12 protein-coding genes are annotated in these 12,616 nt (G+C 48.0%); all 12 read right to left on the bottom strand.

All coding sequences use genetic code 11. The features are described 5' to 3' along the window. Entirely contained in the window at positions 1-1,416 is a 1,416-nt protein-coding gene (locus MHI06_RS21295; protein ID WP_339305170.1) for a phage baseplate assembly protein V, read from the bottom strand. Positions 1,417-1,437: 21 nt separating this feature from the next. Further along, positions 1,438-2,073: a hypothetical protein gene (locus MHI06_RS21300; protein ID WP_340399002.1), complete on the bottom strand. Its 636-nt coding sequence runs from the start codon at positions 2,071-2,073 to the stop codon at positions 1,438-1,440. 31 nt (positions 2,074-2,104) lie between these two features. Next, complete coding sequence (locus tag MHI06_RS21305) at positions 2,105-2,878, bottom strand: DNA and RNA helicase (protein WP_340399003.1); 774 nt, start codon at positions 2,876-2,878, stop codon at positions 2,105-2,107. A gap of 31 nt (positions 2,879-2,909) precedes the next feature. Next, the gene (locus tag MHI06_RS21310) at positions 2,910-5,561 is read right to left on the bottom strand and encodes a molecular chaperone (protein WP_340399004.1); all 2,652 of its coding nucleotides are present in this window, start codon (positions 5,559-5,561) and stop codon (positions 2,910-2,912) included. Between the two features lie 32 nt (positions 5,562-5,593). Continuing rightward, positions 5,594-6,283, bottom strand: a complete 690-nt coding sequence (locus MHI06_RS21315) for an iron-dependent peroxidase (protein ID WP_100528546.1) — start codon at positions 6,281-6,283, stop codon at positions 5,594-5,596. A gap of 7 nt (positions 6,284-6,290) precedes the next feature. Next, on the bottom strand, positions 6,291-7,583 hold the full coding sequence (locus MHI06_RS21320; protein ID WP_340402161.1) for a normocyte-binding protein: 1,293 nt from the start codon (positions 7,581-7,583) through the stop codon (positions 6,291-6,293). After that, positions 7,583-9,427, bottom strand: a complete 1,845-nt coding sequence (locus MHI06_RS21325) for a serine/threonine protein phosphatase (RefSeq protein ID WP_340399005.1) — start codon at positions 9,425-9,427, stop codon at positions 7,583-7,585. Before MHI06_RS21325 ends, MHI06_RS21320 begins: the two co-directional genes overlap by 1 nt. 40 nt (positions 9,428-9,467) lie before the next feature. Next, a complete protein-coding gene (locus MHI06_RS21330; protein WP_340399006.1) occupies positions 9,468-10,349 on the bottom strand; it encodes a protein phosphatase 2C domain-containing protein in 882 nt (293 codons plus the stop codon). Then, on the bottom strand, positions 10,334-10,867 hold the full coding sequence (locus MHI06_RS21335) for an FHA domain-containing protein (protein WP_062835604.1): 534 nt from the start codon (positions 10,865-10,867) through the stop codon (positions 10,334-10,336). Before MHI06_RS21335 ends, MHI06_RS21330 begins: the two co-directional genes overlap by 16 nt. A gap of 43 nt (positions 10,868-10,910) precedes the next feature. Continuing rightward, positions 10,911-11,435, bottom strand: coding sequence for an FHA domain-containing protein (locus tag MHI06_RS21340; protein WP_260632976.1), 525 nt, complete (start codon positions 11,433-11,435; stop codon positions 10,911-10,913). A 69-nt stretch (positions 11,436-11,504) separates the two neighbouring features. Beyond that, positions 11,505-11,936 (bottom strand): DnaJ domain-containing protein, encoded by a 432-nt coding sequence (locus MHI06_RS21345; RefSeq protein ID WP_340399007.1) that lies wholly within the window; start codon positions 11,934-11,936, stop codon positions 11,505-11,507. A gap of 117 nt (positions 11,937-12,053) precedes the next feature. Next, a complete protein-coding gene (locus MHI06_RS21350; RefSeq protein ID WP_221824347.1) occupies positions 12,054-12,479 on the bottom strand; it encodes a membrane-associated protease 1 in 426 nt (141 codons plus the stop codon). Between the last annotated feature and the right edge of the window lie 137 nt (positions 12,480-12,616).

Genomic DNA, 12,616 nt, shown 5'->3' on the forward strand with positions numbered 1-12,616 from the left:
CTAGTTGGCTTTCACTTCTGATCCACTCATTTTTGCTTGTCCATCCAATTTGAATGTCCCTCCCCCGCCTTCCAGCAACAATTGCGAATCGGCAGATAACGTTATTTTCTTCCCGGCTTTGAGCGAGATATTGCCCCCAGCAGACATCCGAATCTGCTGGCTTCCGATAATCTGAATGCCCTCGTCCCCGCTGAGACGTATGAACACCTCGCCCTCTTTGCTGCTAATGGAGATGGAATCTGGGGTCAGTCTGATTTCTTTGCCATAAGGCGTACGGAAAATTTTATGATCCGGTTTGTTTAATTGGTTCGTTCCAGTTACCTTATTATCCAGACGGGGTGCTCCTGTCGCATAGGCCTCTTCTTCGTTTTGCGTTGGAAAATATACGGCCACCGGATCACCCACTTCAGGCATGACATACCAACCTGTCTGGCCCTCTGCGATGTATGGCGACTGATACAACAGCCACAACGCTTCCTCTTCCTCCTGTTTTTCATCACAGTCCAGCTGAACTCTTACATGACCACCATGCACTGAAAGGATGCGACCAAGTAAGGAGCTTCCGGCAATGATCGAATTGTAATATGTCTTCTGTCTTAGTCCTCTATGAAGGCTAAGTACATATTGGTGCTTCACTATTCCTCCCACAAGCTCGGTATATGCCTCAGTCACATATAGGCTTCTGCCTCGGAAGGTAATATGATGTCCAAGCTCCATCACCTGATCTGTCTCGATTTCATATATAATGAAATCTGATTCGTTGACCTTTATCGTATCGTTTTCGGTAAAGTACATGAATGGTGCCATGTTTTTGCGGATTGTATAACGTGTATTGTCCAGATCGATTGAGTTTCCGTGCTCAAAGACGCCAAAATAAAATTTGGGGCTGTCAAACTGAGCGGCCGGCATTAAGCTCGTGTGAAAGCGAGAAGCAAGTCTCCTGAGAAATGCCCAATCCGTTTCTTGATATTGCACGGCAACCTTCCCGATCTTGGCCCCCCCTGTTCCCTCATCAATCACGTCCAGCCCCGGATAATCCTGATCCAGTTCCTTTAACAAATCGGGTAACTTCATTTTGACATTTTGAAATGTACGCGTTCGTTTTGTAATGTCCATCCGGTATGTATGTGAGATGGCCTCCACGTGGAGCGTATATACACCTCTGACAACCTGCACTTCAACAGATAGTGGAATGCCTTTGAACAGAGGCTTCTTATTACCATCCTCATCTTTTTGCCACACTTCAATTGGGGTATCCTTATCCGTAACATCGACATAGCGATCCTTCCATTCCTCAGACACCATGCCCTTAAACACGAGCCGAGTGTGCTCATTCATTTTTTTCCGGATCGTCAGTTCTTGCAAATGCAACAGTTCATATGGTTCAATAATCAGATTTTCATAAGTCAGACTCATGTTTCTCATCCCCTCTCAACTTCAATGGATCGCAAGTGAATTAAGAATCGTCTCCCCAGGCTCCAGCCAATCGCGCTTTTCTTCATCCGTGCAATTAAATCCGTAAACAAGAACTGACTGGTCTAAAATCGAAAAACCGATATGGTTATAAATCTGATTATTCAACCCCTGAACGGAAAACTGACAGTAGCCCGTGAACTGTCCCGTTTCAGTAATTCGAACGCCATGTTTCTCCCATTGTCTGATAGGCTGCGTCCCTCGAATGACATTGGCCATCGTTTCGGTAAAGGAAGTCAGCTCCTCTTCCGAAATTCGATGCTCCAGCCTGTTAAACGTAAAATTGACTGTCCCTGAATCATTGGTATATATCCATTCCGGCCGATGAGACGAAGGATACTTCATGCTCGCTTCCTTCTCTGAAATTAAACGCAATGAACGTGGAAGGGATATGGCTACCCTACTATCGTACAGCTCAGTTCGTTTTAGAAATACGCTTTCCTTTCCAATACGGAGCCTCGCCGGCAGCTCTGCTGAATCAATAGCCTGAGATTTATGTGCCAATTTAACCGCCTCTTCAATTTCACTGTTCTGACCATTCTCTTCATTTTCACGATGGTTATATAATATGGGAATTACTTTGCGATCGAGATATTCCATATCAAGAACAACTTCCTTTCCTTGTGCTGAATCAATCCACAATCATACGATGTGGTCCGCCCACCGGCATACCCGAACGTCCCGTTCCCCGACCTGCATTCGCCAGTATGCGATCCAGATATCGATGAATCTGCGCATTATCGTATTCTCTGTACTCCAATCCCAATCGACTGGCAATGTGATGCAAAATGACGCTACGTGCAACTGTTCCTTCATTGAGACACATCATGGCGAAGACCAGATCCTGGGGATCAGAGGTCCCCGTTCGAAGCAACCTCTCGGCATAATCCTTCATGACAACCGGAGATAAGGTGCTTGCTCCCTCGGCTGCATAAGGAACATGAATGACATGCAGCGTATTGAACTCCGTTGCCAAGTCGGCAAAGGTCTGATAGTCCCGCCGCAGCCGCGCCCCTTCCTTCAGCTTGAATCGAGCCAGCTCCAACTCTCTCGATGTGCACGTTGTCTCTTCATCCAAGAGCAGTTCCGAATGGCTTATCGTCATGTCACTCACGGTCTCCTCCGCGGTAAACCGAAGCTTCAGCACATTGACCCGTCCCGTAGCTTGGTATGCCAGTTCCATAGGTTCTGTCAGCATATAAAGCCTTCCTTTATGCAGCACCATCCCAGGAGCAACAACCAGCTTGTCCGGGAACACGTCTACCTCTGCACCTGCAAGAATGCCATCTGCATAACCGCGATAGTACAGTTCGATATAGTCTCTGGGAAAATCGCGTAGTCCCTCCAACATGGATGTTTTCAGAATTCTTCCCTTGTTAAAATGCGGATACGAATATGTGAACATGAGCGCTGTTCCTCCTTTCTGCTCGTGGTCCTCACTTCATTCCGTCAAAGAAGTCCAGTTCCGACAAGTCTGTTTCAAACGGAAGCAGCTTCTGCGATCCCAGATACAGCCGTTCATTTCTACGAGCTACAGGCAACACATGGAAGCCCCAATGACGATCATCCGGAAAGACAAAAAACTTCGTCTCTCCATTCACGATGGAATCCGTATCATCCTGCGGAATTTTATCTCCGTATCGATCCCGAATGTCTTCATAAAGCACCTCTTTATAGAAATCCGGACGGTTGGCATATACGAACTTCTGTCTCAGCTGGCCATCACTTCCGCTAAGGTATAACTCCACTTCTGCCGTCTCGAATGGACGGGAAATGCTACCCGGAATGCCATCACTCCGATCCAGACTGCTGATCAGCATTTTTTCACGTCCATTATGCGTGTAGGCACTTACGGTATACGGAATTACAGCGGCATCATGCGTGATGTCGGCTTGAACGCTTCCCGTTTTGCGCGCACTCAGATAACGAATCGCCCCTCGAAGGCAGGCAAGTTTAAGATCAGGCACACGCCCTTCCGCAGGTTTTTGCCGAAACTCAATGCTTCTGCCTGGAACGAACTCTTTCAATGCTTCTCGAAATACATCAATGCGACAGGACTGACCTGTCAACTTGATAATCGAGTACTGGTTCATCCGTCCCTGCCGATAGAAATCATCCAAAAACTTGCGAACCACCTCATAGATATCGGCCTTAATCAGCTGGGTAATTTCCTTGATATTGAACACCACATCGGGGAACTCATATTCATCCTTCAACTCCCCATTCCGTTCTACCGAGAGGAACCAACGCTCCATGGTGGTGATCTGCAGATCACTGTCCCCGTCGCCCTCCATCTCCGAATGGAATCGGTTACGCAAGATGCCGGTTTTGCGGAAAAATTGTTGCTTCATCTCTTCTGCGATTTCCCACAGGAAGTAGAAGTTGCCTCTTACCCGCAAATACTCATCCCGTGAACGGTTCTCTCGACGCGCAAACGCAGTCGGGATGATGTGTTCTGCCTCCTCATAGCGTTGCTCCAGCTTCTGATAAACGGACTTCACACCCTCTTCGTCCACCTGACGGAACACATCCGCACCAGGTGCCTCAATCAGGCTATCAATATCCGTCACCTGACGGCGTCCGCTATAGTAGTCGGCGAATACAATTTTCATGAATTGCATAATACGATAGGTAATATTGTGACCTCCGAAGTTCGTATCCCCATTTTCGTAGGTCGTATGGATATCCAGCTTGTACGCCATATGTCCGTCCTCGATCGTAAAGGCACAGGAGGATAAATCCGTCGTTCCACCGCCACAATCAATTACGAGCGCATGATACGTCTGCCCTTCCATGAAAGCACCACGTTCCATCCCGTCAGCAAGGGTGTTATAGAGCACAGCCATTCCCTCATCTAGCGCATACGTCTGCTCAATCCGATAATCCGGAAGCATCTCTCCGAACATCTGCAAAAACTGTGTTTTCATCTTCACGGGACTCGTAAAGTGCACATGGCGAAACTTGCACTTGAACTGATGCTCTGCCGTTCGGATGATGTAATTCATGTACGCACGCAACAGGTCCATACGAGAAACCATAGCCGCATTGCCATGAACATCGACGATTTCTTCCATTTTGTTGTAATTGTTCACCCAGCGCTTCATGCTGCGGAAGACACTCGCCCGGCTGCTGTACCCTCCCCGACGCATGCTTCGCAACGCTTCATATCCGAACTCGTAACGAATGTTCGCTGGATCCGAACACTCCGCCACACCGATTGCCGTAGGCAGGACTTCGATCCAGTCCGTATCTTTGTATGTAGGATCGGGAAAAGAAACGTAGTTAATGGCATCCATACGGACTCGTCCATTCAGCAAATCCTGGCTACTTGGCGCCTGAATATAACCGTTATGCAAATAGGCGCCTGCCGTCGTATTGGAGGTGCCAAAATCAATTGCAAGCACTGCTTCTGTCGGTTCAAGCTCCCGGATGTCCAGATTTGCCAGTGGGATTTGAGTATATTGAATATGAACCGGTGGAAGCGGTCTGCTGGAATAATAGGTCTGATATAGATACTCCGAGTCGCGTTTCCGGAAAAAGAGGAGACTGTACTGTCTGTTGCCCGATTTCTTCCAGGTCGACCCACTTCCTGCCGTCAAATAAAAGGTTCCCGATACGGAGTCATCCTTAACCAGGTTGAAGATGCCACACAGCTCCATGCTCTCATTGACTAAAAGTACGTTGGATTCGGTTAGTCCCCCCGGTGCCGTGACCACATATCGATCCAGCTTGTCCACGTTCAATCCTTCGTACAGAATCAGTCGCGCAGGCACACTAATGCCTCCATCACTGCTCATGGGGGCTGTCATATGACGAGAGATAGCCTTTTGTATACGCTCGAATCCGCCATCAACAGACTGATCGATCCACAATACATCGTCCGCTCCCAGAAATTTTAAAATAATCCGAATCAGTTCTTCCCGTTCCGTCCGAGGGCCCAACCCCTCAATTAACCGTTCCTTGTAGCAAATGTTCCGTAATTGGAATGTGGTCATGTCCATCAATTCTTCGCGCGTATAACGCATGGTTCCTCTGGAACGTTCCCTGCTCGTGGCGTCAGGATACAATCGGTATGAGTAGCCGTTCATCTATAATTCCTCCTTACAACTGCTGGTGCTGCTTAATATAGGGCAATCCCGTCCTGTATCATCGTATAGTCCACATCCAGAATGCCAAAATGATGCCCCCAGTATATTTCCGTGTCGAAACGTACCGGCAGAAAGAGTTCAAGAATCAGTTCCAGCTTCTCCTTCGCTTCTGTACGTTCTACCTGACCAATATACAAAAGCAATTCATCCTTCTCCTCACAATTGGCATAAAGGGTTGAACGCGGGAACATTCGTACAAGGGTATCCCTCAGCAGATGAACAGCCTCTCCCGTATCATACAAACGGAGCATATTGCAGGCGATCACCTCCTGCTCCTCCTGCCCGAACAGCTCCAGTCGCCGCCGAACCCGATCCCCATAAACACCCGAATGCATATCCTTCAGAATGAAGCGAATATAATACTCCCTCTTGTTCATACCCTGCATCAAATCCATATCCGCCAGAAAATGAATAACCAGATCAAAGAGCGCTTCCCGCAACTCCACCTGCTCTTCATTATTGATGTCGAAAAGATCCCTGAAAATATCAAAAAAGCGATAATACGGATTGACTTCAACCGTGCCTTCCACGCCTGAAGCATTCAGGTTTGTCTGACTAAGTTCCATGTAAGGCGAATATACACGTGCTGGCACAAAGGTTACGTCGCGCAGATCGGTTCCATTACGTTTGGCTCGTATAATCAGGTCCCAGATGTAATTCATGCTGTACTCACACCCATTCCCCTTCGCAGCAGTATTCGGGGAAAGCCAGCTGGATTTCGGATACCAGAAAGCTCAGCAGATCATCCAGAAAAATAGCCTGTCCCGGCTGCTTCCCGTGTCTGCTGAACCTTAAGATCATTCGATGTTTATCTGTCTCAACACGGACATGGTCACTAACAAATGCATTAAGTGGGTAAGTGACTCCCAAAGCGGGTCCTGGCGCCACCACTTGTACGTCTTCCAGTTCCAAACCCTCTGCTGCCTGAAAAGCGTGAACCATGCGGGCAATCTCCCCTTTGGACCGTACAGACCGCCCTTCCTGACGCGCATATTTACCGGCAAACCCTTCCCGTTTGCTGTTGGAAAACAGCGGATAGTCCATTCTGCCAATGCGGGTTGCGACAGGACCAGCTATTTTCAGCACCGTCCATGAATCGGATTTTTCCAGCGGAGATACGATCGTGATATCTTCTTCCGATCTTTTGATATACCGAATATGCGATTCGTCTCCATCGACCAGATATCCGTGTTCCGTTCCGGTTTTGCGGAGTGGCAACACATGTTCATAATTGATTCGGTCCGAAGCCGGAACGGGGAATCCACCCGTTTTCATATCAATCTTCTGGATGTTCCACAGCGGAATCATATTGGTTCTTTTATAAGACTCAAACTCCTCCATATGGATGGAAAGTTCCTTGACCGTATGTTGTTTGTCCCATGCCTCTCCATCGTCAGAACCTACCAGAACACAATCAACGAATTTGAAAATATAAGGTGCATTAATCGATTTCCATGGTAGGCTGTTTTTACGAAAGACCCGGTACAATTCTTCCACTTTGGAGATATACGCTGTACTTGATTTCAACCGAACCGTTATGGCATGTCTGCCTTCACTCGTTACAATCTCCCCGCGAAATGTCCGATTACTTTTCAGCAGAGATTGGAGTTCCTGTTGCCCGCATTCCATGTAGAATGTGAACAATTTCATCTCTTCCTGACGCGCCAGTGCCTCTGAGGCCTCACTCAAATAGACGGTCTGTGGTTCAGCATCCTCAGGAATGATCGGGTACAGAAATTCATGAATAGGGTCCAGATCTTCCCGCGCGCATAATGTGACATATACATCATGACGTTCCTCCTGCGGCAACACCTCATCAAAAACACGTTGCTCAATTTGCTTGTTCAGCGTCTCCTGATACTCCACAAGATTAAGAAAAACGCCTGTCATGAGATCTTTGAGCATGCGGCGTTGTTCCAGATCCTCCATCTTGTTAAGACGGTCACGAATCATGTCTTTCATCATGAATCTCCTCCTTCCGATGACTCCTGTTCGTTCACATCAGCCTCCGTGGTGTCGGTGCTTCCATCAGCATTGGAGGCAGCATTACCGCTAGCATTACTTGTCGTTTTTCCAGCAGAAGCACCTGAGCCAGAAGTATCCACACTGCCACTTCCAGCCGAGGTGACATTACCAGTGGAAGAACCGTTCCCCACTGTATTGCCTGCGCTCATACTTCCCGTACTCCCGGTCATATCCGAGGTCATACCCGATGTATTTGCTGTATCTAATCCTGCCGTATCCTGCGTAAGATCAGCCGCCGGTACAGGTGGGTTCAATTTCTCATCCAGCTTGTTTATTTTCCGCTCCATGGCCAGCACGCGTTCCAACATATCGATCTCCTGATAAATTTCTTGTGCCGAAGCATAAGCATCCATGGCTCCACTATAGTCTCCAGCTTCATTGAAGCGGTCACCCTTCTGTTCCAGCGTATCTGCTTGAAGCTGCCGGGATTGCCGTTTGATATCTGCACGTTTGGTCTCAGCCGTCTCCAGTTGCGTAGCAATTTCCTTCAGCGCATCCTTGTAAGCTGTCTCCGTCGCGGCTGTTCTGGCCCTTTTATACAAAATGATCGCTCCACTGTAATCTCCGTTCTGGAGTTTCAGATCGCCTTCGGTGATCCAGTCTTGCACTTGCTGGAAGGTGGTCATCTGCTCCAGGCGCTCCTGAATAACTTCCCGGTTGAACATGCTATAGGATTCAGACAATTCCAATGCTTTGGTGTAACTCGCGGTTGCTTTGGTAATGTCGCCTTCTTTCAGGTGAGCTTCCCCATCAACCAGCGTCTGGGCAGCAGCCATCTTCGCAGTCAACAGCTTTTTATGTATCGGGTCCTTGATTTTGATGGAATTATTGCGCGCCAGGCTGTAGTCCGAGACTGCCTTGGCATACTCTTGTTCCTTGACGTACTGGTCTGCGGTCTGTTCATATTGCAGCATATCTACGGCCAATTCAGCTTTTTTGGCTGCACTTTTCACCGCGTAGAATATGCCGGCTCCACCAAAAATCAGGAGCATAACCAGCATGATGGCAATCCGCTTAATCCATTTCTTACGGTTCTTGGGCTCTTCATGAAAAATCTTGTTCACATATATGGCTGCCGCACTATAATTCTCGATACGGGCACGCTGCTTGCTAAGCATCACTTCTTCAAGCGTATCCGCCAGCGTCTGCGGGTCATTGGCACCTTCAACCGCATCGATCATCTCGGCATCCTGAACACCTTCCCATAATCCAGGGGTGCAAAGCACAAGCACATCGCCATCGGCCAGCTTGATCTTATCCGATACATACGGTCTGATCATGCCAGGTTTGCCGGCATATTCATTCAGATTACCGCGTTCATCATGCTGATCCACACGATCCTCTGCAATCTGGCCTTCGGCTGCCAGCTGAGCAGCAACGCTGTGATCCTTGCTTTTTAATGCAAGTCGATTTCCACGGAAATGATACAACCGGCTGTGTCCGGCAGATGCCCACACCATACGTGTATAGTCTGTCACAACAATGACGAATCCCGCTTTGAGCCTGACTCGGCGACTTTCATACTGAAGCCATTCATGTGCAATCTTGATATACTCTGTTAGTCTGCGTTTGGACATGGTTGGCTTTTCCAGAAAGGATTCCAGAATGGTCTGCACTGTGATCTGTGCGCTATTCACTTCCGTATCCGTATCCAGGCCATCTGCAATGACATAACAGGCCCAATCTTCCAGCTCAACGCAGCCGTAGAAATCCCGATTTTTCAGGAAAGATCCCGCTTCCGAGACAAAAGCCGTCTTGAATTCACTGTTCTCCTTCCTCATCCGTCTCCCCATTTCCCTTCCCTGTGCGTTGCCTGATCCGTTACCATCCTTGCTCCAAAATGATAATCGTGGCATTGTCCTGATGCACGAGCTGTTTTTCTTCAATCAAATCAATGATGGTCTGGGCTGCATCAAATGGCGTCATGTCTTTCGCCAGTATAGTCTCCAGTTCCATCTCAGTAAGAGAGTTGTATACTCCGTCACTGCATAACACAATCTTGTCCGCCGGTTGCAGTGCAAACGGCTCGTCCGCGATTTCCATTTGTTTAAAATGGTCGTACCCCAAATAGTTGACCAGCCTTTTGCGCTGCGGATTATCCAACGCCTCCTGCTCCGATATTTCTCCAGACATATACTGTTCTTCGAGTTGAGTTTCCAGCGTATGTTTATGATTGATAGCAAGTAGCTCACCTTTGCGAAACACGGCCAAAATGCTGTCCCCTACTGCGCCCCAATACAGCTCCCTGCCCTTGATCATGGCTGATACCAACGTTGTTCCTCCAGGAACGCCAAGTAAATTGCGAAGAATCGCCTGGTTTGCCGCATGGGAAGAAGCATCCCAAAACTCCGCCGGATCAGGAAACCGCTCCAACGCTTCAAACTCACGGATAAATGTTTCTACAGCAGTTGTACTGGCTACTTTCCCACCAGATAAGCCGCTAATTCCATCGGCAAGTACCGCAAGTACACCATATGGCTCCACGGCACAGGCAAAATAATCATCCTGCTCACTGCGAGCACCAATGGTCTGTCCATTCCCGATCTGAACACCCACTGGCCTATCGTCACGTTGCCTTACCGGAATCCGGCTTCGGACGAATAACAACAACCAGATCGACAAACAGCCTGCTACCAGAACCCAATAAGGCGTTAGCTCCTTGTCGTGCCACAAGATCATAAAGGTATTCACTGTTGCTCCCATTCAAAATGCACACCACATAATGGGATGAAAATGAATTTGCTGCGACCCAATTGAATGACGTCGTAGGCAGCCAGTTCCACCGGAGAATAGACCGCTTCATTGTTGTGATAAGCAAGGCCGGAAGCATCGCCGGGCAGCAGATAGAAATTCCGTTTTTTGGGATCATACACAATCACCGCATGATTACGCCTAGAAATCGTGTTATCCCCAAGGATTCGAACATGCATCTCTTCCGAACGTCCAATAAAGTTCTTTTCAGCCATAATCCGATAATCCTGGCCCATCTGCGGACCTTCGATACACACCATCCATCCCGTTACCGGTTCAATTCCTGTCGTTTCTCCCAGGTATGGCATCGTTCTGTCATCCTCTGCTGTGCGAGGCGCGCGTGGGACTGCTCCCGCTGCTTCACTATTGCCGGAGGCCGGTGACTCGACGGCCAGATTGCAATATGGACACGTGTTTCCGTGCCGTCTCGTACTGAACATATGTCCGTTTCCACATCTTGTCAGACTCATTTCTTTTCATTCCCCCGTAAGCTTGTATAATGGTACGCCAACGTTATTTCACCAAAATTCGGGTATTGGCAATATAAATTAAGTCCCCTGCCTCAATCAGGCTGGGTTCTTCGATTTCCAATTTGGATGATCTGCTTTGATTTCCCTTACGAACACCTACGCCGCTAGCCGAGTCAATATCCTCGATAAACCATTGGCCCGAGGCTTTGTTCAGCACAGCATGTTGCGGACTGATGAGGGAGGCATATGGAGTATCGGACAGATCAATGTCCGCCTCACTGTTCTTCGAACTTTTTCCGATCAATACACTCGTCTCACCCTGAATGTACCATTCCTTCACACTTGTACCATCGTCGTCCAACAGCACGAGTTTCACAACACGTGAAGACAGCTTCTTCTTTTCCCCCTTGGTGGCAGGTATGTATTTAAAAAATAGGTATGCTCCCCCGGAGAGAACTACAATAATTCCAGTTATCCACTGGGCACTGATGTCCCGGTTAATGATGAATATGTAATACAGCACGGCTAACGAAATCATGGCGACGCATGCGTCAAGCCCTATCGTCATTACCGACCTTCCTCGTCTCACTTCCATAACCTCCGCCTGAACCGGCACGATCCATTACAGGCCACCGGCTTACTTTTTTCGAACTCCGAAATATCGGTCAAACATGGCGGACATATCCATTCCTTTATTGGGATCGGGTTTGCCACTGTTTGAGCTTTCCTTGCCTTTGGGGCTATAGCCAAAAAATTGTTCAAACTGTTCCTGCATTCGTGATGGATCAGACCATACCTTCTCGGTATTCGTACTGGATGTTGCTCCTTTTGCCGCTCCTGGATTCCCTGTAGATCGAGGTTGTTGATTGTATGCTGCCCTTAACTCGGGATTTCCGAGTGTGCTGTAGGCCTCATGTACTTGTTTGAAACGCGCTTCTGCCTGTGGATCTCCCCCATTAACATCCGGGTGGAATTTCTTCGCCAATTGACGATAAGCCTTCTTGATCTGTTCCGCAGAAGCTTCACGTTCCACACCAAGCACGGCATAATAATCTTTCATCGTATGCATTCCTGCCTCCCTGCCATATTCGGGCGTAAATAAAGATTAAGGGGCACTAGGGCCCCTTAACATGATAGCGTTATTCTGGGCCAGTCATAACTGACCCGGAACATTAGTTGCCCCCTTTTATACCGGGAAGCCGCCTTCGATTTTAGTGAATTCAGTTTTGTCTTTTTTCTGTTTGATGAACAAGCTGAATTCACCCACGCCTTCGGTATCTCCGAAACGCTCTGTGTAATCCACAACGAACGCATTAGGCATGTAAATTTTGCGTACCACTTGATCCGCTGCAACCACTTCCAGAGTTACTTTACGGTAGCAATCTGCTTTTTCAGCTGGAACGAGGGACCACAGAGCAAGTTTCATCGTGTCATCTGCATTGTCACCGTCTGTTGCTGTAATAATTTTTCCACTGATGCGAAGTGTTGCACCTACATCTGTGGATCTAGCGTTGGAATCATCTGGTGTATCTGTGTCATACACTACGGTTTGGATATTATCCATTCCCAATTCGATTGTTTCTGCGCCTTCTACTTTCAATACAAAACCCATTAATAAAAACCTCCTTAAGATTAGAAAACAATGTGCCCGGCATGCTCTCCATCTGGGAGAGGTGCCGGAATATATGTATAAGGTCAGCCAATAAAGGCTGCCTCTAACACCAAAATAAATGTCTATAATTCGTTGTT

The organism is Paenibacillus sp. FSL H8-0079 (genome assembly GCF_037991315.1).
Classification (GTDB): domain Bacteria; phylum Bacillota; class Bacilli; order Paenibacillales; family Paenibacillaceae; genus Paenibacillus.